Origin of the sequence: Lapidilactobacillus mulanensis (assembly GCF_003946215.1) — a bacterium.
In the GTDB taxonomy this organism is placed as follows: Bacteria; Bacillota; Bacilli; order Lactobacillales; family Lactobacillaceae; genus Lapidilactobacillus; species Lapidilactobacillus mulanensis.
Window position 1 is genome coordinate 37398 of record NZ_RHOW01000001.1, and the last position, 21887, is coordinate 59284.

The window sequence follows — 21887 nt, forward strand, 5'->3', positions numbered from 1 at the left end:
CAGGATTTCCAAAATACGGAAATCCTGGAACCGTCCCCACAGCCAATTCGGACTGGGCCAAGGCCACGACCGCAACTAAATCAATTTCTATCGGAATTTATTTTTCCACATTCAGCGGTAATTCCACTGTGAAAATACTGCCGACACCTAGCTGGCTCTTCACGCTGACCTTGCCACCCAGTTGATCGACCAGATTGGCGACGATCGCCAATCCGAGACCGGTGCCGCCTTGATCGTGTTGGTGAGAATGATCCGTCCGGTAAAAGCGCTCGAAAACACGCGCCTGATCTTCAGTAGTCAAGCCATCACCCGTATCTTGCACGTTCATGACCAGCGAATCGGCCGTCGTCTGCAATTGCACAATAATTTTGCCATCAGGATGATTATAAGAAACGGCATTCGTTAGCAAATTGCGAATGATCTGGCGAATTTTAACTTGATCAGTCAGCGTTGGTTGTTGATATTGATCAGTCACGACCGACACGTGCAACTGGTGGTCCTTGATCGGTTGATGCAAGACTTGAACCTCTTCGTTCACGACCTGCCCAACATCAACAGGCTCCCATTTCAGTGGTCGATCTTGATCGGCCTTCGATAACAACAGAATATCATGGATCAAGGCTTCCAAATGTTGCGCTTGATCGCGAATAATTTTTAAAAATTCAGTTGATTTTTCAGGATCATCTTTGGCACCATCCAGCAATGTTTCGGCAAAACCGGCGATCGAAGTTACCGGCGTGCGTAATTCGTGGCTCGCATTGGTGACGAAATCCAATTGCATCCGTTCGTTTTGTTTAATTTCGGTCAAATCATAAAGCATGACCAATACTTTTTGCTTCTGCTCAGTGCCCACTTGACTGACTAATGAAATTACGTCGGCAGCCACGAACCGGCCTTCGTCTCCGACTAATTGAATATCACGACGACGATGGGTGTGCTTAGTTGGATTGCGCAAAGCGTGCTCGATCATGCGGCTGAGCGCATAAGTTTTAACATAATCCATATAGTTGGCCAAGTGATCGGGCCAAACGTGCGTATCCAAAATTTCGCCTAACGCATGATTGGCCATTTCAACTTGACCACTTTCATCGAGCAACATCACGCCCAAGGGCAGATTTTCGATCAATGAACGCAGACTCTGCTTTTGTAACTTAGCGTCGGCAAATTGGTCGCTCATCGATTGTCCTAGCCGATTGACTTGACTCGCCAAATCGAATAGCGGATCGTCTGGCGTCAAAATGACCGGTTCCTGTTCTTGATTTTCTTCGATCGTTTTTAAATTGGCAGTTAATTGTTTGATTTTCTGCTGTCTTTTCTGGCTGGAACGGAATAATAGCAAGCTCAACAGACTGACGATCAATAAATAAATAATCGTAAATACCATCCAAGTCCGCAAATAATCGTGTTGGATCGTGCTGACCGGCTGAACCAGGATCGCCTGTCGATTATTATTGGCGTCGGTGACGAGATAGAGCCAATTCGAGCGGCCCTGATATTGAACCCGCGTAAACGGGTCGTTGGAATTAATAAGGTTATGATTCACCACATTCTTGGCAACGCGCGCCAACTCAGTAGACCCTTCGACTGGCAGATCGATCGAATGAATCTGGAAGTTTTTCCGCCAGCGGGCAAAGGTCTGACTGTGATCGGCTGTATCGACTTCTTGTTGATATTCATTGCCGAAATGCTGCAGCTGTTCGCGTTGACTCGTCGCTAAAAACTGATTCACCAAGAAAAACATCAGCAGATAAAAACACACCGCCAAAAATCCGATCCAAAACCGCCGTAATCTTAATTTACTTTTCATTTTCACTAACCTCCAACCGATATCCAAAGCCCCTGACCGTTTGTAAAAACTGGGCTTCCTTTGGATCCGGTTCAATTTTATCGCGTAAATGGCTGATCTGAATATCAACCATTCGGCTCATAACTGACTCTTGCGTCTGCCAAACACTCGCCATAATTTGTTCGCGGGAGACGATTTTGCCCACATTCTCGACTAAATATTTCAGTAGCTCATATTCCTTCTTAGTCAAGCTCAACGTGGCCTCTCCATTCACCAGATGATGTTGATCGAGTTGCCAACTCACCGGACCGAAATGAACCGTCTGTGGAAAATCGGCGGTTGCGGTTTTGAGTTTGCCGCGACGGCCGATCACTTTGATCCGCGCCAACAATTCTCGCGGACTAAACGGCTTGGTCATATAATCATCGGCACCTAATTCTAAGCCGATAATTTTATCAGCCTCTTCTTGCTTGGCGGTCAACATAATGATCGGCGTTTGCACGTCAGCGCTGCGCAATCGCTTCGTCACTTCGATCCCGTCGATTTTAGGCAACATTAAATCTAAGACGATGCAATTAAAGTCTTGATTTAGCGCGAGCTCCAACGCCTGCGCGCCGTCTGCGGCCTCGGTCACCGCGTAATGTGCCTGCTGCAAATTATAAGTTATCAATTGCCGAATTGTCGGCTCGTCATCCACTACTAAAATTCTTGCCATTGTCTGCTCCATTGTTTCCCTGTTAATAATTAGTATAGCATGCTGGGCGGTCATTTGCGCGGTCGTGGGGTCTTGAATGTTGAGGAGGTTACAATGAAAAATCAATCTTCGATTGGTGGATTTTTTGCGGTTCCGGCTAAATTTATGGTGGGAACTGGGAAACTGCTGTGGGGACGGCTCCAAGCTTTTGGAAGTACGCCAAAAGTTTTCCGCCTGAAATGTGAGCTCTTCCAAAATCGGGAAGATCTCACATTTCCCCATTTTGTAAATTCGCAAAGACCGCTCATTAACAGAAATGCCACTGCAGTCCCAGTTCCCACCACAAATTTCGCCTAGTCTATTCAGACGAGCTCGATAGGTTTAACGTTGGATATTTAATTTACGTTTCTATTCAGACCAATATCTTTTAAACGCGCAAAACGAAAATTGGTAACCTAGGTACACGACAAATTTAAAAATAGACGCAATCTTTCGTCTGAAATACTATGATATCGGCTTTTCAGGCCATTCTGCACCTATTTTAAAATTTGTCGTGTGTTATTTTGCGCAGATTTGAAATTCATCACATTTTTTATCGAGCCATTTAGAGTAAAGGCTGCCTTGAGAATCACCTTCCAGGAACCCAGCTATTCAATTCCTACACTAAATAGAATAAGTTTAGGTCGAAAGTGCTGGGGCAGGCAGTCGTGGCAGTGACAACCATGTTGGCGGGCCGATTTTGCCCGCCTTACATGGTGGATCGATTCGAGACTCGGCGTTTTTCCGAGGCTCGAATCGAAGCTCGGAGCTTTTCCCGCCCTTGGAAAAGCGGAGAGCGGTCCCACAGCCACAGACCTGCCTGCCCCAGCACTTTCGACCGCAGGTAGACCGTATCTTGCATCTTGTTATCAACCAAAAAAAGCTGACCCAAAACCGCAGTCAGCTTTTCCATCCATTCGTTATTGCCGAACAATATGCTCGATCACTTCTTGCACCCGCGTGAAATAATTTTGATCATAGAACTTATCAATACTGGCGCGGATCGTCTCTTCATCATCAAACTCATAACCCTGAACGACCCGGTCGAGTGCATGATGCAGCTTACCGGTATTGCCCAGCGGATAAAGGAACCCATTTTTGCCATCTTGAATGATATCTGCCGGGCCTGTGGGGCAATCGCTGGAAACGCACGGGATACCATGGCTCATCGCTTCCAGAAGAACCATTGGCAAGCCCTCGAACTTCGAACTCAATAACAATGCATCCGCAGTTTGAATTTCTGCCCATGGATCGGTGATCCAGCCGTGCCAACGCACTCGCGGTTTCAATTGCGGATGGCGTTTAATAAAGTCCTTACACTCATTGAGCCCATTTCCCGCACCGTAGAAATCGATCGTCCAATCACCACGCAAGTTTTGCAGGCCACCGAGTAGCGCCTTGAGATCTTTTTGACCCCGATATTGAATCCGGCCGACGAAAATAAACCGAGTTGTTTCACCAGGCTGACTCCGCGGAATTAAAGCCTCACAGGGCGTTACCGGATTATAAATCGTGTAAATTCGATCTGCGGCGATGCCATAGTCTTTCATTTGATCGGCGATGCCACTACTGATTGCTAAATGCGCATCGGCATGTTGCAAACTGTCTGGATCGAACCAGCGGACATTTTTCAACGTGCTGTGGATCCAAGACACGATTTTATAGGGCCGTTTCAGATGATCACGAACTTGCGACGCGACGAAGATCGGCCGCGATCCCAAAGAAATGATCAACTCGGCCGGCGTAGTCGAAAAATAATGACGTTCAAACAAGCGGACTGTGATCGGATTGCGCGTCGGGTTTTCGGTGATTTCGATACGACGATCCAACCGCTTTAACCACTGCTTATGCTGTGACCCTTCTGTGAGAACCAATTCATACTGATGGTTCGTCATATTTTGCGCTAAGTAATTTAAAACTTTAAGTAATACAGTCTCGGTACCACCCTGCCCGGATAAAAAAGGCGTTACGAAAGCAATTTTCATCTATAAAACTCCCTCTCCACTTCGTCTTAATTAAGCGTAACACATTGAATAAACTGCACAAACTTTGTTGTTTGCTATTTTAAAAATAACGTGCGTTCTTAATCGAATCGGTATTAGACGAAAAAAAGCTATTCACAGTTTGTGAATAGCTTCGAATCAATTCGATTAAACTTTCAGGAAACGACGCATGGAGATGGCGGCACCAAATGCACCGATCAACATGGCAATCACCAGTAAGGAAATATTCAGTGGCCAGATCAGCGCTTGTGGCTGAATCAGACTGTAGCCAGAAGTCGCTAACTGACGACCGACGCCACGGAAAATACTGCTATAACCTAAATCGATAGCGATCAAAGGCACGATGACGCCGAGCAGTCCTGTCCAAGCACCTTCCAGAATGAATGGCCAGCGAATATACCAGCGCGTTGCCCCGACTAAACGCATGATTTCGATTTCCGTACTTCGCGATAAAATCGTGATCCGAATCGTATTTGAAATCAAGAAAACGGCCACGAACAACAACAGAATCGAGAACGCCAAGCCCCAGTTACGTACACTGTTCATGGTACTGAACAGTTTCTTGGTTTGGCTACCACCATAACTAGCCCGCGAAACGTGGGTCAATTTTTTGGCACGATTGGCGATGGTGACGGTCTTCTGTGGATCACTCGCTTCTAGAATGAACATGTCTGGCAATGGATTATCATCGCCACCGAACATTTTAAACGAGCTCCCATATTGGCTGACGATTTTTGTCAATTCATTCGCCTTGGATGAATAGGTAATTTTTTTAACGGATGGAATATCTTTAAGCTGTGCTTCTAGCTTGTCTTTCTGTTTTGCAGTGGTCTTCGGTTCGACGGCGACTTGGACGCGCACGTCATTTTCGACGTCGCGAGAAAGTTTGGTCACATTAAGCACGACTGCCAGTGAAATCCCGACGAGCAAAATTGTGACGGCAACCCCACTGATTGCGGCGAACGCCATCCAGCCATTACGTTTAATACTCTTGAAACTATCTTGCAGATGGTTGCGAATCGTTGTCCAATTCATGTGTGTATTGCCCTCCTTGTTCGTCTCGAATAATTTGACCGTGTGCCACTTCAACGACGCGCTGTGGTAGTTCATCAACGATTTGTTGATTATGAGTCGCCATGATAACGGTCGTTCCCTTGGCGTTGATTCGCGCCAGGATCGCCATAATATCGTTAGATGTTTGCGGATCGAGATTACCCGTTGGTTCGTCGGCAATCACGGTCTTGGGATCATTCACGATGGCGCGGGCGATTGCCACACGCTGTTGCTGCCCACCAGATAATTCATCGGGAAAGTGGTCGGCTTGATCGGATAGCCCAACTTCAGCTAACACTTGGGAGACGGCATCGTTGATTTCGGAATCAGATTTGCCAATAACCTGTAAGGCATAGCCAATATTTTCAGCAACGGTCATTTTTGGTAAGAGTTTGAAATCTTGGAAAACCACGCCAAGTGTGCGTCGTAATTGCGGTACTTGACGCTCGCGCATTTGTCGCAGATCGAAGTTGTTGATGGTAATGAAACCTTCTGTTGGCACCAATTCGCGGTAGAGTAATTTAACTAATGTTGATTTACCGGCACCACTTTGGCCAACTAAATAGACAAATTCACCCTGTTCAATCGTCAGTGTGATATTTTTTAAAGCTTCCACGCCGTTTGAATAGCGTTTCGTTACGTTTAAAAGTTTGATCATTTTGTCACCTCAAGGACAAGCCCCATTAATCTGGGTTCTTCTGTTGTAATTGCCATTGCAAATAATGATAAATAAATTCGTCTAAGTCGCCATCCATCACGGCTTGACCATTGCCACTCTCATAATTGGACCGGTGATCTTTGACCATCGTGTACGGGTGAAAAACGTACGAACGGATCTGCGAACCCCAACCAATATCGGCTTGTTCGCCTTTGATTGCCGCTTCTTTTTTCCGTTGTTCTTCTTGCTTCAACTGATAAAGTTTAGCTTCCAACATACTCATCGCGGTTTCGCGGTTTTGTAATTGCGACCGTTGCGCTTGCGAGCTAACGACAATACCAGTTGGTAAATGCGTGATCCGCACCGCAGAAGAAGTCTTGTTGATATGCTGACCACCAGCACCACTCGAGCGAAAAACATCGACCCGCAGATCGTCGGGATTAATATCTAACTGAATACTTTTATCAAGTTCCGGCATGATCTCGACCGACGCAAATGATGTGTGTCGACGACCAGCGGAATCGAATGGCGAAATCCGCACCAGTCGATGAACGCCGTTTTCTGAACGCAACAAGCCATAGGCATTATGCCCCTTGATCAGCAGCGTGACGCTCTTCAAGCCAGCTTCATCTCCAGGCTGATAATCCGCCATTTCGACGCTAAAATTATGACTTGACGCCCAACGTTGGTACATCCGCAGCAACATCGAACCCCAATCTTGAGATTCCGTGCCGCCAGCACCCGGATGGATTTCCAAAATGGCATTGTGAGCGTCATAAGGCTCAGACAGCAATAAATTTAATTCATAATTACGCAACTGTTCTTGCAGATGACTCAAGTCGCCGGCAACCTCTTCTTGCAATTCGGCATCGTCATCTTCTTGCAATAACTCTAAGGTAACAGAAATATTGTCCGCTTGTGTAACAAGTTGATTAAAATTGTCGTACTTTTCCTTTAAAAGATTATTTTCGTCGATCAATTTTTGGGCAGAATTCACATTATCCCAAAAATCCGGCGCCGTCATTTCGTGTTCGTTCGACGCAATCGACTCTTCCAAGGCATCTAAGTCAAAGAGACCCCCTGAATTGCTTGATTTTGGCCGTGGCCGCGTTTAATTGATTCCTGATTTCACTGATTTCCATGAAAAAACTTCCTTTCAAAAATTACTAACACTGGTATTGGGGCTACCTTCGGCGGAATTAGCTCCGTGAAAATGGTGACTCACTGTGGGGGATAGCTCTCAGCCAATTAAAAAACAAATTGTCTTCGAGCACGATTTGAGCTTTTCCAAGAACAGGAAAATCTCAAATGCGCCCCCTGCTGTAAATTCGCAAAACCCGCTCATTAACACCAGTATCACTGTGAGTCACCATTTTCTCTCCGCTAATTCCGCCTATTCTATTCAAATATAGATTAGATTTTAAATTACAGACTCAGGCTAAAATAAATCGCGTGAGGCGGCGGGGCATGCTGACAGTCTGACGTGCAGTGAAATTGCTGTTAATGAGCGTACTTTGCGAATTTACAGCAAGGGGCGTATTTGAGACTTTTACGACGTTCTTCCGGAAAAGGCTCAAATCGTGCTTGGAGCTTTTCCAAGTGTGTGGCGCAACATGGGTTGAAATCAACAACTAGGACGTCAAGGCACAAGAATTGATTTTTATTCTTCGTGGCTTGATCTCTTAGTTGCTGATTTCAATGTTGCAGAACACGTTTATTGGAAAAGCGGAAAGCTATCCCCCACAGCACGTTCAGACTGTCAGCATGCCCCGCCCGCCGGAACCCCCGCCATTATTTTCCCTTCAAAAAGGGCGCAGTCAATAAACAACCTTGAACAGCGCCCTAATCTTACTATTTTAATTTAACGCTTAATGTCTCGGCGAATTTCTGCTTTCATGAACAGACGAGTCACATCGAAATCAATATCGGAGATCATCTCTTCAAACTTGCGATAACCTTCTTCTTGATATTCAACTAACGGATTCATCTGACCATAGCCACGCAAGCCGATCGACTGGCGTAACTGATCCATTTCATCAATATGTTGCGTCCAGTGGTCATCAACGACCCGCAAAACGACAACCTTTTCGAATTCGATCATTTGTGCAGGATCAACTAATTGTGACTTCTTGTCTTCATAATTTTTATCGGAAATATCTAAGAAGAATTTCTTCAATTCATCTACAGACTTGCCCTTCAAATCATCGAGGGTGATGTCATCTTCGTTAACCAAATTAGCCAATGCGTAGTCATAAAGTGCTTGCAAATTCCACTCAGTCTGAGTGCCTTGTGTATGCAAATCAACTTGATGGGTGATCGTGCGCGCCATCATTGGCTTGATGATATGTTCCAAGCTCTCGGTCGCAGAAATAACGGTCATTCGTTGTGAATAGATGACTTCACGTTGTTGACGCATAACATCATCATACTGCAACGTATTTTTACGGGTGTCGTAGTTATTACCTTCGACCCGTTTCTGTGCAGATTCAACTTGGCGAGTGATCATCCGTGATTGAATCACTTGATCATCCTCGGCCACATTTAAGCGATCCAAGAATGCCTTGATCCGCTCAGAACCGAAGCGTTTCATCAAGTCATCTTGTAATGACAGGTAAAATTGCGTCTCACCAGGATCACCTTGACGACCAGAACGGCCACGTAACTGATTATCGATACGGCGAGACTCATGACGTTCAGTCCCAATCACGCACAAACCACCAACGTCAACAACACCAGGCCCCAATTTAATATCGGTACCACGACCAGCCATATTGGTAGCGATCGTAACGGCGCCACGTTGGCCGGCATTCATGATGATCTCGGCTTCTTTAGCATGATTTTTAGCATTCAAAACTGCGTGAGGAATGCCTTCTTGATCAAGTAAGTGTGACAGTAGTTCTGATGATTCAACCGCAACTGTCCCCACCAAAATTGGTTGTCCTTTGGCGTGGCGTGCCTTAATATCACCCACAACGGCCTTGAACTTACTTTGTAAACTTGGGTAAAGTAAATCTGGCTCATCATTCCGAATAACCGGCATGTTGGTCGGAATCGAAATCACATCCATGTTGTAGATCTCACGGAATTCTTCTTCTTCGGTTTTAGCAGTACCTGTCATACCGGCTAATTTATTGTACATCCGGAAATAGTTCTGGTACGTAATGTTGGCCATCGTTTGAGATTCGTCTTCGATCTTGACGCCCTCTTTAGCCTCGATGGCTTGGTGAAGCCCGTCAGAATAACGACGACCTTCCATGACCCGCCCAGTAAATTGGTCGACGATCATGACTTTCATATCTTGAACCACATAATCAACATCCAGCAACATGACATAATTAGCACGCAATGCCTGATCCAAATGGTGATTCAAGACCGTGTTATCAATATCATAAAGGTTTTTAGTCCCGAAATAAGCTTCGGCATTCTTGATACCCTCTTCGGTTAAAGAAATCGATTTAGTTTGCCAATCGATTTTATAATCCGTCTCTTCTTTGAGGGTTTTAACGAAACGATCGGTCCGCACATACATTGCGGTCGAACGCGTTGCCTGACCAGAAATGATCAAAGGTGTCCGCGCCTCATCGATCAAAATCGAATCGACTTCATCGACGATGGCATAATTCAAGGGACGTTGAACCATTTGTTCCTTGTAAACAACCATGTTATCACGCAAATAGTCGAACCCTAACTCACTGTTGGTTGAATAAGTAATGTCACAGTTATAGGCTTCGCGCTTCTGATCGGTATTTTTTTCGTTCAAGTTCAACCCAACCGTCAAGCCGAGCCACTTATATAACTCGCCCATTTCTTCAGCGTCACGACCGGATAAATATTCATTGACGGTAACAACGTGCACGCCTTTACCAGAAAGAGCATTCAAATAAACCGGCATGGTTGCCGTTAAAGTTTTACCTTCGCCAGTTTTCATTTCGGCAATATTACCTTCATGCAAGGTGATACCACCAATGATCTGCACTCTAAAAGGATACAAGCCTAAGACGCGGCGCGAACCCTCGCGCACAACGGCGAATGCTTCAGGAAGCACCTGATCCAATGTTTGCCCATCTTGTATACGTTGCTTCAACACCGGGGTTTTAGCTTGCAGCTCCTCGTCGGAAAGCTTCGCCATATCATCAGCGAGCGCTTCGACTTTGTCCGCAATCTTGCCCATACGCGTTACTTCGCGTTTGTCACTTTCGATCCAAGTTTTTAAAATGTTTGCCATAGCTCAAAAATTCCTCTCTGTCAATTCATATTCGTGTCTGTTGACAGTAATTCAGTCTATTTTATCATTTATTCAGATGAAATTAAATAGTTTTACACATTACTGGAAAAATAGTTGCGGTTATAGGTAATAAAACGGTTAAATTATGCGGATTATTTTGGTGAAAACAGGAAAAAGATTCAATCTTCGATTTGGGTGGATTTTTTGTGGTTCCGGCTAAATTTGTGGTGGGAACTGGGAAACTGCTGTGGGGACGGCTACAGGATTTCCAAAGTACGGAAATTCTTCCGCCTGAAATGTGAGCTCTTCCAAAAACGGGAAGATCTCACATTTCCCCTTTCTGTAAATTCGCAAAGACCGCTCATTAACAGAAATATCACTGCAGTCCCAGTTCCCACCACAAATTTCGCCTATTCTATTCGGAAGAGCTCGATATGTTTAACGTTAAATGTTTAATTTGTGTTGCTATTCCAAACAATATTTTTTTAACGCGTAAAACGAAAATTGGCAATCTAGATGCACGACCAATTTAAAAATTTGTCGTGTGTTATTTTGCTCAGATTTGAAATTCATCACTTTTTTATTGAGCTATTCAGAGCAAAGGCTACCTTGATAATCAAACTTTCAGGAACCCAGCTATTCATTTTCTACACTAAACAGAATAAGTTTAGGTCGAAAGTGCTGGGACAGGCAGTCGTGGCAGTGACAACCATGTTGGCGGGCCGTTTTTGCCCACCTTACATGGTGGATCGATTCGAGACTCGGCGTTTTTCCGAGGCTCAAATCGAAGCTCGGAGCTTTTCCAAGAGTGTGGCGCAACATGGTTTGAAATCAACAGCTAAGACGTCAAGGCACAAGAATTGGGCTTCATTCTTCGTGGTTTGATCTCTTAGATGCTGATTTCAATGTTGCAGAACCCGTTTCGGAAAAGCGGAGAGCGGTCCCACAGCCACAGACCTGCCTGCCCCAGCACTTTCGACCGAAGGTAGATTTTGTTCCACGAAAAAAGCTGAGGCGCACCTCAGCTCATGTTTCATCAAGAATTCATTATTCGTCTGTTTCGATCAAACCATAACGACCATCACGACGGCGATAAACAATGCTAGTGCCATTCGTTTCTGCATCCTCAAAGATAAAGAAATTATGACCAAGCATATCCATTTGCAAGATAGCTTCCTCAGAATCCATTGGCTTTAGTGAAACACGTTTCGTGCGCACAACTTCCATTTCATCTTTAGGCTGTTCCTCTTTTTCAGGAACATCGACCGCACCATTAGCGGGGCCTGTTAATTCAAAGTCCTTGATGCCTTTTTCGCGACTCTTGCGGTTGATCTTAGTCTTATACTTACGGATCTGCCGTTCTAACTTATCAGTTACAAGATCAACACTGGCATACATGTCTGGTGAAGTTTCTTCAGCACGTAAAACCAAATATGGCAAAGGAATCGTTACCTCAACCTTCGATGTCTTGTCTGCTGGGTAAACTTTGAGGTTGACGTGGGCAATTGAGTCCTGTGGTTCCTCAAAATATTTATTCAGTTTGCTGATCCGCTTCTCTACATAATTGCGGATAGCCTCTGTAACTTCGATATTTTCTCCACGAACATTGAATGATAACATGGTCGATTGCTCCTTCCAAGTGACAATACTAGCCGAAATTCCTTGGCTCCCCTTTATTATATCGAAGCGCTTACGAAGAAACAATTAAAAGCACTGCAAATTCCATGAAATCTTCGAGAAACTTTTGTGTCTTTTCGAAGAATTCTGTTAGCGCGCCAATGTTAGGGACTTGATCTCGCCTTGAAAGTGACTTGCACGTAACGCATCCGTCGCTCGCAATAGGGTTGTACCGGTTGTATAAATATCGTCGAGAATCAAAATTTTGTTTTGCTTGTATGCCGACCAATCTGTCGTGGGGCATGCAAATGTTTGTGGCGCCTTGATGCGTTCCTTGCGTTCTAAGGTCGATTGATGCCACTCACGGCCGTTCTTAACCAGAAGTGGTGTCAACGGACACAGCTGGTCATAAAGTCCTAGAACAGGGTCGAATTGCCGTTGTGCGAAGTGTGCTTGACTCGTCGGAATCGGCACCAATAAATAATCACGCCGATAAAATTGCAAGGTCCGCCGCAAACTGCCACTAAACAGGGCACGAATCCGATAATCACCATGTCGTTTATATTGCTGCATATAATCATGCATGGCCTGATTGTACGTAAATAAACTGACATTGTGCGCTTTATCAACTCCCAACGCACGATATCTCTGACAGTCTTGGCAAACTTGACCGTCAGTTTGCGCACGATAGCATTCTGGACAAGCATGCGTTGGTTCGATCCGTTCAAACTTGCGCGCACAATTTCCGCAAATTTGATCAGCGTAAAAGTTACGCGCGAACAAGAGTGTTTTTAGCGAACAATTCTGTACCAGATGCGAACCACAGGATAAACAATCCGCCATTTAAAAACCTCCTTGCTGATTCAAATGGCGAATCATCCGCCCCGCTTGGCGCACCCGCCAAGTATAATAGTGGCAATAAAAAATCACACGTCCATTGGCAAACTCCTTGGCGCGACCCACGCGGCCTGCGACTTGAACTAAGCTAGCGACCGAATAATTACGGTGATCCGCTGCTAAAACGATCACATCGATATCGGCAAAAGTGACACCACGTTCCAAAATCGTTGTCGTCAATAAAACTTGCAATTTTCCTTCGCGAAATTGTTGTACTTTGTCTATTCTTTGTGGATCCGCAGCGTGAACCGTTTCGAGTACCACCTGAGGATAAGTTTGTTGAAAGATCGCGGCCAGTCGACTTAATTTCTCAATTTGTGGCACGAAAATCAAGAAGCGCCGATCGTTTTTCAAGAGCATACTGAATAGTTGTTGCAATTTTGCAGTGAAATGTTTGCCATGGGTTGTCTGCCCTAACTTAACTTCGGGCACTGGCAGTTGGCGGCCGTGAAATCTTCGCGCTAAATAATGTAGTGGTAATCGATCGGACTTGGCCGCCTTCAACAGAACTGTTGGTGGCGTGGCACTCAAATATAATCGCATGCCCGACGGTTTGACCGCGCGTTCTACCGCATGTTGCAGCATCAGATCATTCACATACGGAAAAGCATCCACTTCATCCACAATCAACAGGTCAAATGCCTGATAGTAACGCAATAATTGGTGCGTCGTCGAAATAATCAGCTGCTCATTTTGATAGATCTCATGAACTTGCCCATGGAAAAGACCGACAGACGTGTTTGAGAAAGCTTCTTTCAACCGTGGAAATAACTCATTACACACATCCACCCGTGGCGAAACGAAGCCCACGCGCTGACCCCGTTGCAAAAAAAAATCGATCACCGGAAACGTCATTTCGGTTTTCCCGGCGCCGGTCACGGCCCACAATAATTGTTGGGATCGCTTTTGTTGGGCATATTGTTGTAGAATATGGTCAGAAACTTGTTGCTGCGCCGCGGTCAATTCGCCTTGCCATGTCAGCGCCGAGCCAGCCGGATAATCGCGTGCAGCCAAACGCACCAATTGATCTTGACTGGTCACTCGTCCCATCATTAGACAATTGGCACAATAATATTGACCACTAGGCAACTTATTTTGAATAGGAACGCCAGACAAACAACGCTGACAAATCATTTTGTCACCGCTAGCCTTGATTGCTGGTAATATTTGAACTTCTTGCAAAATTGCCGCGTTCGCACGCAAATCCGCTACTAGCTCTTCCGGCAAACTGCTCATTAATAATTGACGTCCAGTCAATAACCATGCCCAAGACCTCAGAATTTCTGTTTCAGAACGACTCATCACCACTCACCCAATTATAAATACGCAAAATGGAGCGAATTCCCCTTGGAAAAATATCGAACGATCGCTAAAAATGGCGAGCAAGAAATTATCATCAAAAAATCCCGTTTCATCGGCTCGGTTGCGCGAGTCACCACGGAAACAGAAGCCCAAGAATTTTTGAACACGGTCCGCCAGAAACATGCCAAAGCAAATCATCATTGCTTCGCCTATCAACTCGGTTTTCAAGACGAGATTCAGCGTATGAGTGACGACGGCGAACCTTCAGGAACCGCCGGACCGCCAATTCTCGATGTCCTGGCAAAGGAACATCTGAATAATTTGATTTGTGTGGTGACCCGTTATTTTGGTGGCATCAAACTCGGCGCCGGCGGCTTGATCCGCGCTTATAGTCAAGGCACCTCTACTGCCATCCAGTCGGTTGGTTTGGTTGCCGGAATGTCGCAACGCCGCTATCAGATCACGATCGATTACAATCAGCTAGATATTTTAACTCATTATTTGGCGAAACAGGCGATCACGATTGCGAATACCGAATACACCGACGTGGTTGCACTCACCGTTTGGCTCAATGAGGATGCGGAAGAAACCAAATTGACCGCAATCAAAAACCTGCTCGCTGGGCAAGTTACTTTTGCCAAACAGGAAGCAGGTTTCAATGAAGTGCCAATTGAATCACCTAAATAAGGCTATGCTATTTTCGTTGGTCGTCTATTGATCGCCCGGATAATTTCTGGGCGATTTTTAGTAGGCGCAGTTTGGTAATGCCGATGGATTCCAGCAACAAGTCAATTCCGATCAAGATCGCCAGCGTCAACAGCACATTCCCCGCACGCGAAGAAAGTGGATACAGCAACGATACAAATGAGAAAATCAGGGCTAATCCATAGATGATCAGCACGGATTGACGCTGACTGAACCCAAGATTCAATAAACGATGATGTAAATGCAGTTTATCTGGCTTAGTGATCGGTTGTCGATTCCAAAGCCGGCGGATGATTGCGTAAATCGTATCGGTGATCGGCACGCCCAAGATCACGATCGGAATGACCAACGAAACAAAAGTAACATTCTTCAGCCCTTTCAACGATAACACCGCAATCATAAAACCTATGAACAAAGAACCCGTATCGCCTAAAAAAATACTCGCGGGATAAAAATTATGTGGCAGAAAACCGATCAACGCGGCCACCAAACAGAAAACTAAAATACTCGGATAAGCGTTCTGAACGCTGAGGAAAAAATACCCGATCACACCCATCGTAAACAAACCGATCACAGATACGCCGGTCGCCAAACCATCTAGACCATCGATCAAATTTACCGCATTGGTGATCGCGACGATCCATAACATGGTAATTGGAAATTTAAAGACCCCCAGATTAACATTGCCAATCAAGGGAATACTCAAATTATCCATTCGAATATCAGCCAGGAAATATACGACCAAACCCGCAATGATAATTCCTGTTAGCTTCAACCATGGTGATAATTCCTTAATATCATCAACCATGCCCACTAACACAATCAAACATTCAGCCAGAAATAGCGCAATTAATTCATGCGTTGGAAATTGATTGCGCAACAAAATAAACGTCACCATAGTAAACGAAATAAAAATACCTAGCCCACCCAAAGTTGGGACAGGATGTTGATTGATCCGGCGCGCATTTGGCTGATCCACCGCCCCCAATACAATGGCCAGTTTGCGAACAAACGGCGTGATCAGCGCGGACAGAATAACGGTAAACATGATTTTAACAACGATTGGAAACATTTTACACCTGATTTACTTTCGAAGAAATCGTCGGGATATTGTGGTACGACTCAACCCTAATATATCATAATCAACTGCGATTGATCACCACAATGAGATCACGATTCTTTTTTTAAAACTAAAATCATCATCTTGCTGATCACGTTCCAATAATTTTATGTAAAAAAATAACCGCGTTAACGGTTATTTTGCATATTCAATGGTTCTGGTTTCACGAATGACAGTCACTTTAATATGACCAGGATATTCGAGTTCGCTTTCAATTCGATTCTTGATATCGCGAGCGAGAATCACTGCTTTATCATCGGAAATCTTGTCTGGCTTCACAACCACGCGAACCTCTCGACCCGCTTGAATTGCGAAACTATGATCGACACCGTCGTACTCGTCGGCGATACTCTCAAGCTTCTCTAATCGATGAATATAATTCTCCAACGATTCAGAACGAGCACCAGGACGTGCCGCAGAAATTGCATCTGCAGAAGCGACGATCACTGAGATCGGCGATGTTGCTTCCACGTCACCATGATGCGACGCGATCGCATTGATCACGACGTCAGATTCATGATACTTCGTTGCTAATTCAACACCAATCTCAACATGAGATCCTTCGACCTCATGATCGACTGCCTTACCAATATCGTGTAATAACCCTGCGCGTTTCGCTAAATTAACGTCTTCACCAAGTTCAGCTGCTAGAACCCCAGATAATTTCGCCACTTCAAGAGAATGGTTAAGCACATTCTGACCATAACTAGTCCGATAATGCAGACGACCAACAGTCTTGATCAAATCAGGATGCATCGAGTGAATCCCTAATTCGAAGATTGTCTGTTCGCCAAAATCACGAATGCGTTCATCCATTTCTTTCCGTGCTTTTTCAACCATCTCTTCAATGCGAGCTGGATGGATCCGCCCATCTTGAATCAACTTCTCCAACGCCATCCGTGCAATTTCACGACGAATTGGATCGAAGCCACTCAAGACGACCGTTTCTGGTGTATCATCGATGATCAGATCAATACCTGTTAGTGTCTCTAAAGTCCGAATATTACGGCCTTCACGACCAATAATTCGACCCTTCATTTCATCGTTAGGTAAAGTGACCACTGTGACCGTATTTTCAGTCACTAAGTCAGCAGCACTACGCTGAATCGCATCCACGATCAAATTCTTGGCTTGCTTATCAGATTCCTGCTTAGCGGTCGTATTACTTTCGCGAATCATCACTGCCCGCTCATGAGTCAATTGATCACTCAATTGATCCACAAGTTCTTGATGAGCCTGATCTTTCGTTAAACCAGCAACACGTTCCAATTCTTGTTGTTGTTGGTCAACAATATCGGCAACACTAGCCTCTTTCTTCTCGATTTCAGCTTGTTTTGCAGTTAACCGATTCTCACGATCGTCCAGATTATTCTCCTTCTTATCCAAAGAATCATCCTTGCGATCAAGCACTTCTTCTCGTTGTAAGACCCGGTTTTCTGAACGTTGAACTTCATTGCGGCGTTCTTTTAACTCGTTTTCGACCTCAGTCCTGTACTTATGACTTTCATCACGAGCTTCAACTAACGCTTCTTTCTTGGCGTTTTTAGCCTCTCTACTAGCTTTAGTTAAAATATCTTCAGCGGTTCCTTTAGCTTCCGCAATACGCTTCTCATACGTATTTTTACGGAAATAATAACCAGCCAAAGCACCTAAAACTAGTACGATGAGTACGATTGCGAGGATTATTAGTGGTGATAAATTCATACACTACACCTCCGTATCATCAAAAAATACTTAAAGTAAATTTTAAAGATATCAAATTTTTAAAGATTATTTACACATGAATATTCTAGCTTTAATCGCCTGTAGTGTCAATGTACCCAAGTCACGATTCACACCGAGCAAAAAAATAAAGCCTATCAAACATAGGCTTTATTTTTGAATTTCTAAAATAATAGCGGCGTTATAACGCTACTTTTCGTCGGCTAGTAAATCTGTTTCTTCTACGTCAGACTTTTTATCCGTCTTCTTGGCACCTTTTTTATCATCTTGTTTGGTCTCTGTTTCTGAATTTTCGTCTACCTTTGCAGGACCATCCATTTCATAGGCATCACGAACTGACTTTCTGATCTCAGCCTCTGCATCTGGATGTTCAACCAAATACTGCTTGGCATTTTCACGACCTTGACCAATTCGTTCATCGTTATATGAATACCAAGAACCACTCTTCTTGACAATTTCTTTCTCGGCGGCCATATCGACCAACTCACCAGTTCTGGAAATCCCGTGTCCATACATAATATCGACCAACGCAACTTTGAATGGAGGTGCGACCTTATTCTTAGTAACCTTGATTTTCACACGGTTACCAATAATGTCTGTTCCCTCTTTGATCTGTTCTGCTCGACGAACTTCTAGGCGGATCGTTGCATAGAACTTCAATGCGCGACCGCCAGGTGTAATTTCGGGGTTACCAAACATGATCCCGACTTTTTCCCGGATCTGATTAATGAAGATGGCAATTGTTTTTGTTTTGTTGATAGAACCCGACAACTTACGCAATGCTTGTGACATTAAACGTGCTTGCAAGCCGACATGAGCATCACCCATTTCGCCTTCAATTTCGGCACGAGGAACCAATGCAGCGACGGAATCAATGACGACAATATCAATGGCACCACTGGTCACCAAAGCGTCGGCAATTTCCAGCCCCTGTTCACCCGTATCTGGCTGAGAAAGGAGTAAATCATCGATATTAACACCTAAAGCAGTCGCATATGCAGGATCCATCGCGTTTTCGGCATCAATATAAGCCGCGGTACCGCCGTTTTTCTGGACTTCTGCAACGGCATGCAAAGCTACAGTTGTCTTACCAGAACTTTCTGGTCCGTAAACTTCAATAATTCGTCCACGGGGATAACCACCCACGCCTAAAGCATTGTCTAGAGCCAACGATCCGGTAGAGACAGTTTGAATTTGCGTATCAACCTTGTCCCCCATCCGCATGATGGCGCCTTTACCATAATTTTTTTCGATTTTTTTAAGTGCATTATCAAGTGCTGCTTGTCGTTCATCTTTAACCATTTATTTTCTCCTTCTAAGTTGATCATAACTTAGCTTCTGTTTTAATTTTAACGGTGTTTTGCAAAAAAGGCAAGCAATAAACGAACAAACGTTCTATTACTTTAATAAACGATCATAGAGTAATTTAAAACCGCTATAAACCGCGCGTCCGCGGATTTCGTTACGCTGACCTGCCAAGTGAAATTCTTGAACTTTGGTGGGCTGATCTCGTTGCGCCAACGCAATAAAAACGGTTCCCACAGGCTGACCCTCTAATTCATCTGGCCCAGCAACTCCGGTAAATCCTAAACCAAAATCAGCACCCAGTATTTCACGTGATTTCTCCGCCATTAATTCGGCAACCGGCGCACTGACAACCGTATGTTTCGCAATGACCTCCGCCGGAATTCTTAACAATTGCGTCTTAACCGCATCAGAATAGGTGACAAAGCCACCTTTAAAAATATTAGAAGCACCACTGACGCTTGCTAATTCAGACTGAAATTCACCAGCAGTCAAGCTTTCCGCAGCCGTCACGGTCAAGTGCTGTTGCTTCAATTGATCAACCACTTCTTGCACCAAATTTCGTTCTTCGCCTTCGCCAGTATAAAAACCCGCGAGACGCGACTGCACTTTTGCGGCCACCGGTGCGATCAACGTGTTGCCAGTGTCAACGTTACCCGCGCGTGCCGTTATCCGAACCCCGATTTCGAAGCCCTTAATATAAGTGGCGATGGTGGGATTCTGCTGACTCGCAATCAAATCCGCCAATTTATCAGCCAATAAAGATTCACCGATCCCGAAGAAACGTAACATTTTAGAAACGATCACTTGCTTCGACCCGGTCAACGCCGCCAACTTTGCTTCAACTTGATGATCGACCATTGGCAACATTTCACGAGGAGGTCCTGGCAGAATAAAATAGTGATGGTCCGCATCCACTAAATAACATCCTATCGCCAACCCAATCTCATTGGTAAGCACTTGGCCACCCTCAAGATAATAAGCTTGCGCCAGATTGTTGGCAGGCATTACTTTATTGATCTGCTTCTGCCAAGCGACAAGCTTATCTAATGCAGCTTGATCCGTCACCAATTTTCTGCCCAAGTGTGCCGCTAAAGTCTGCTTGGTCAGGTCATCTGGCGTCGGTCCAAGTCCACCGATCAAGAAAATCAGGTCACTCCGCTTCTCTTCCAGCGCCAATGTTTCCGTTAAGCGAGCCGGATTATCACCAACCACTGTTTGGTAGAAAGACGGAATGCCGAAACGCGCCAACAACTTAGCAACATACTGCGCATTTGTATTCACGATTTCACCCAGCAGGATCTCGGTGCCGACTGCAATAATTTCTGCTTGCAAGATATCTCCTCCACATCTACTAAGTACCCGATAATTTCAATTTTACTTTTATTTTTTTAAAAAATAACCAACCTTATTGTAGCCTATCATTTCCACAATGAACAGTTGCACGAGTCTAAGGCTTCTTGATCATTCACAAGCCAATGTTCGGGAAATATGACGCTGAAAAATAAAGTTGCGCGTCTCGATAATTTCTTTCTATAATCTAACGATTTATTATAATTGTGGCTAGACATGGGGTAAAACGTTATAATGTATGCAGTCAACAATATTGGAGGTAAGCTCGTGACAGCTGTAAAAATCGTTTATGCTAGTATGACTGGTAATAATGAAGAAATTGCCGGGATCCTTGAAGAATCTTTCGAAAATTTAGGTTGTGAAGTTGACAATACCGAGGCTTCACAGGCAGATGCCAGTGATTATGAAGACGCAGATATCTGTATTGTTGCCACTTATACCGATGGCGAAGGTGAAATTCCTGAAGAGGCACAAGACTTTTACGACGATTTACAAGAAGAAGATTTGACCGGTAAAATTTACGGTGTTTGCGGATCTGGTGACCGTTTTTATGGCGAACATTTCTGTGCCACCGTCGATGATTTCGATCGTGTCTTCCAGAATATCGGTGCAGTCAAGGGTGCCGAAAGCGTCAAAGTCGATTTAGCTGCAGAAGCCGACGACATTAAGAATTTGGACGCTTTTGCTGCCCAATTAGTTAAAAAAGCTAACGGTCAATAGCAATGGCTAAAATCCACGCTTTTATCAGAAATCATTTTGACTTTCTGACTTATACCGTTTTTGGATTTTTAGCGTCATTGATCAACATTTTCACCTTTATGGGTGTTCAAAATTTCTTTCATGCACATTACATGGTGGCCAACACGATCGCATGGTTAGTGTCGGTTATTTTTGGCTTCTTCACAAATAAATCCTTTGTTTTCAAATCGAAATATTCGACCGGCTACGCGCTAATCACCGAGTTGATTGCGTTTCTTTTTTTCCGTGGAATCAGTTTGCTGGCCGATTCTTTCATCATGTTTGGTTGTATTTCGATTTTAAGCATGACCAGTCTCTGGGCGAAAATCGTCGATCAAATTTTGGTCGGTATTCTCAATTATGTAACGACGCGGTATATTTTTAGTCGTGATCAGCGAGAAATGTTTCAGCGTCTGCGCAGCAGGCGGACGCGTCGAAAAAAAGATGATGTGGAGAGATAGCACCGAACGTACCTTGTTCGGGGCTTTTTCGTGTATAAGTTTGTGCGGTTGCGGCGAAATTTGTGGTGGGAACTGGGAAACTGCTGTGGGGACGGCTGCAAGCTTTTGGAAGAGCGCCAAAAGTTTTCCGCCTAAAATCTGAGCTCTTCCAAAATCGGGAAGATCTAAGATTTCCCCATTTTGTAAATTCGCAAAAATCGCTCATTAAC

At 44.6% G+C, this 21887-nt stretch carries 19 protein-coding genes; 5 read left to right on the forward strand and 14 right to left on the reverse strand.

Annotation, left to right across the window (positions count from 1 at the left end; genetic code table 11):
• Positions 1-97: 97 nt before the first annotated feature.
• Both EKM67_RS00195 and EKM67_RS00200 read right to left on the reverse strand, forming a co-directional pair.
• Complete coding sequence (locus EKM67_RS00195) at positions 98-1807, reverse strand: sensor histidine kinase (protein WP_125576071.1); 1710 nt, start codon at positions 1805-1807, stop codon at positions 98-100.
• A complete protein-coding gene (locus EKM67_RS00200; protein WP_125576073.1) occupies positions 1797-2501 on the reverse strand; it encodes a response regulator transcription factor in 705 nt (234 codons plus the stop codon). The genes EKM67_RS00195 and EKM67_RS00200 overlap by 11 nt, the downstream gene beginning before the upstream one ends.
• Before the next feature lie 93 nt (positions 2502-2594).
• On the opposite strand from EKM67_RS00200, the gene EKM67_RS00205 reads away from it, so the two are divergent.
• Positions 2595-2837 carry a hypothetical protein gene (locus EKM67_RS00205; protein ID WP_125576075.1) on the forward strand — a complete coding sequence of 81 codons (243 nt, stop codon included), beginning with the start codon at positions 2595-2597 and terminating at the stop codon, positions 2835-2837.
• 602 nt (positions 2838-3439) lie between these two features.
• Here EKM67_RS00205 and EKM67_RS00210 read toward each other — a convergent pair.
• From EKM67_RS00210 to secA, 5 genes are all read right to left on the reverse strand, one after another.
• Positions 3440-4504 (reverse strand): glycosyltransferase, encoded by a 1065-nt coding sequence (locus tag EKM67_RS00210; protein ID WP_125576077.1) that lies wholly within the window; start codon positions 4502-4504, stop codon positions 3440-3442.
• 165 nt (positions 4505-4669) lie between these two features.
• Positions 4670-5557, reverse strand: a complete 888-nt coding sequence (gene ftsX, locus EKM67_RS00215) for a permease-like cell division protein FtsX (protein WP_125576080.1) — start codon at positions 5555-5557, stop codon at positions 4670-4672.
• Positions 5520-6233 carry a cell division ATP-binding protein FtsE gene (ftsE, locus tag EKM67_RS00220; RefSeq protein ID WP_125576081.1) on the reverse strand — a complete coding sequence of 238 codons (714 nt, stop codon included), beginning with the start codon at positions 6231-6233 and terminating at the stop codon, positions 5520-5522. The genes ftsX and ftsE overlap by 38 nt, the downstream gene beginning before the upstream one ends.
• 25 nt (positions 6234-6258) lie before the next feature.
• Positions 6259-7375, reverse strand: a protein-coding gene (gene prfB / locus EKM67_RS00225) for a peptide chain release factor 2 (RefSeq protein WP_164506510.1) whose coding sequence is annotated in 2 segments (ribosomal slippage) — positions 6259-7302 and positions 7304-7375 — 1116 coding nt in all. Because the reading frame shifts where the segments join, the coding sequence is not laid out codon by codon here.
• A gap of 719 nt (positions 7376-8094) precedes the next feature.
• Positions 8095-10458: a preprotein translocase subunit SecA gene (gene secA / locus EKM67_RS00230; protein ID WP_125576085.1), complete on the reverse strand. Its 2364-nt coding sequence runs from the start codon at positions 10456-10458 to the stop codon at positions 8095-8097.
• Between the two features lie 696 nt (positions 10459-11154).
• On the opposite strand from secA, the gene EKM67_RS00235 reads away from it, so the two are divergent.
• The gene (locus EKM67_RS00235) at positions 11155-11343 is read left to right on the forward strand and encodes a hypothetical protein (RefSeq protein ID WP_125576087.1); all 189 of its coding nucleotides are present in this window, start codon (positions 11155-11157) and stop codon (positions 11341-11343) included.
• A gap of 162 nt (positions 11344-11505) precedes the next feature.
• Here the strand turns inward: EKM67_RS00235 and hpf are convergent, their stop codons facing one another.
• The 3 genes from hpf to EKM67_RS00250 form a co-directional block, all read right to left on the reverse strand.
• On the reverse strand, positions 11506-12078 hold the full coding sequence (gene hpf, locus EKM67_RS00240; protein ID WP_125576089.1) for a ribosome hibernation-promoting factor, HPF/YfiA family: 573 nt from the start codon (positions 12076-12078) through the stop codon (positions 11506-11508).
• Positions 12079-12225: 147 nt separating this feature from the next.
• The gene (locus EKM67_RS00245) at positions 12226-12918 is read right to left on the reverse strand and encodes a ComF family protein (protein WP_125576091.1); all 693 of its coding nucleotides are present in this window, start codon (positions 12916-12918) and stop codon (positions 12226-12228) included.
• Positions 12919-14274 carry a DEAD/DEAH box helicase gene (locus tag EKM67_RS00250; protein ID WP_125576093.1) on the reverse strand — a complete coding sequence of 452 codons (1356 nt, stop codon included), beginning with the start codon at positions 14272-14274 and terminating at the stop codon, positions 12919-12921.
• A gap of 45 nt (positions 14275-14319) precedes the next feature.
• Here EKM67_RS00250 and EKM67_RS00255 point away from each other — a divergent pair, with 45 nt between their 5' ends.
• The gene (locus tag EKM67_RS00255) at positions 14320-14961 is read left to right on the forward strand and encodes a YigZ family protein (protein WP_125576095.1); all 642 of its coding nucleotides are present in this window, start codon (positions 14320-14322) and stop codon (positions 14959-14961) included.
• 7 nt (positions 14962-14968) lie between these two features.
• Here the strand turns inward: EKM67_RS00255 and EKM67_RS00260 are convergent, their stop codons facing one another.
• From EKM67_RS00260 to EKM67_RS00275, 4 genes are all read right to left on the reverse strand, one after another.
• Complete coding sequence (locus tag EKM67_RS00260; RefSeq protein ID WP_125576097.1) at positions 14969-16051, reverse strand: glycosyltransferase family 4 protein; 1083 nt, start codon at positions 16049-16051, stop codon at positions 14969-14971.
• A gap of 183 nt (positions 16052-16234) precedes the next feature.
• Positions 16235-17803 carry a ribonuclease Y gene (gene rny / locus EKM67_RS00265; RefSeq protein WP_125576099.1) on the reverse strand — a complete coding sequence of 523 codons (1569 nt, stop codon included), beginning with the start codon at positions 17801-17803 and terminating at the stop codon, positions 16235-16237.
• A 207-nt stretch (positions 17804-18010) separates the two neighbouring features.
• Complete coding sequence (gene recA, locus EKM67_RS00270; protein WP_125576101.1) at positions 18011-19123, reverse strand: recombinase RecA; 1113 nt, start codon at positions 19121-19123, stop codon at positions 18011-18013.
• Positions 19124-19219: 96 nt separating this feature from the next.
• The gene (locus tag EKM67_RS00275) at positions 19220-20461 is read right to left on the reverse strand and encodes a competence/damage-inducible protein A (RefSeq protein ID WP_125576103.1); all 1242 of its coding nucleotides are present in this window, start codon (positions 20459-20461) and stop codon (positions 19220-19222) included.
• A 252-nt stretch (positions 20462-20713) separates the two neighbouring features.
• On the opposite strand from EKM67_RS00275, the gene EKM67_RS00280 reads away from it, so the two are divergent.
• Positions 20714-21199 carry a flavodoxin gene (locus EKM67_RS00280; RefSeq protein WP_379894477.1) on the forward strand — a complete coding sequence of 162 codons (486 nt, stop codon included), beginning with the start codon at positions 20714-20716 and terminating at the stop codon, positions 21197-21199.
• Positions 21200-21201: 2 nt separating this feature from the next.
• Positions 21202-21678, forward strand: a complete 477-nt coding sequence (locus EKM67_RS00285) for a GtrA family protein (RefSeq protein ID WP_125576106.1) — start codon at positions 21202-21204, stop codon at positions 21676-21678.
• Positions 21679-21887 lie beyond the last annotated feature (209 nt).

Coding starts and splice junctions, on each gene's coding strand:
- EKM67_RS00195 (WP_125576071.1), bottom strand. CDS start 1,807: ATGAAAAGTAAATTAAGATTACGGCGGTTTTGGATCGGATTTTTGGCG.
- EKM67_RS00200 (WP_125576073.1), bottom strand. CDS start 2,501: ATGGCAAGAATTTTAGTAGTGGATGACGAGCCGACAATTCGGCAATTG.
- EKM67_RS00250 (WP_125576093.1), bottom strand. CDS start 14,274: ATGAGTCGTTCTGAAACAGAAATTCTGAGGTCTTGGGCATGGTTATTG.
- ftsE (WP_125576081.1), bottom strand. CDS start 6,233: ATGATCAAACTTTTAAACGTAACGAAACGCTATTCAAACGGCGTGGAA.
- secA (WP_125576085.1), bottom strand. CDS start 10,458: ATGGCAAACATTTTAAAAACTTGGATCGAAAGTGACAAACGCGAAGTA.
- EKM67_RS00205 (WP_125576075.1), top strand. CDS start 2,595: ATGAAAAATCAATCTTCGATTGGTGGATTTTTTGCGGTTCCGGCTAAA.
- EKM67_RS00285 (WP_125576106.1), top strand. CDS start 21,202: ATGGCTAAAATCCACGCTTTTATCAGAAATCATTTTGACTTTCTGACT.
- recA (WP_125576101.1), bottom strand. CDS start 19,123: ATGGTTAAAGATGAACGACAAGCAGCACTTGATAATGCACTTAAAAAA.
- ftsX (WP_125576080.1), bottom strand. CDS start 5,557: ATGAATTGGACAACGATTCGCAACCATCTGCAAGATAGTTTCAAGAGT.
- EKM67_RS00260 (WP_125576097.1), bottom strand. CDS start 16,051: ATGTTTCCAATCGTTGTTAAAATCATGTTTACCGTTATTCTGTCCGCG.
- EKM67_RS00245 (WP_125576091.1), bottom strand. CDS start 12,918: ATGGCGGATTGTTTATCCTGTGGTTCGCATCTGGTACAGAATTGTTCG.
- hpf (WP_125576089.1), bottom strand. CDS start 12,078: ATGTTATCATTCAATGTTCGTGGAGAAAATATCGAAGTTACAGAGGCT.
- EKM67_RS00210 (WP_125576077.1), bottom strand. CDS start 4,504: ATGAAAATTGCTTTCGTAACGCCTTTTTTATCCGGGCAGGGTGGTACC.
- EKM67_RS00280 (WP_379894477.1), top strand. CDS start 20,714: ATGTATGCAGTCAACAATATTGGAGGTAAGCTCGTGACAGCTGTAAAA.
- rny (WP_125576099.1), bottom strand. CDS start 17,803: ATGAATTTATCACCACTAATAATCCTCGCAATCGTACTCATCGTACTA.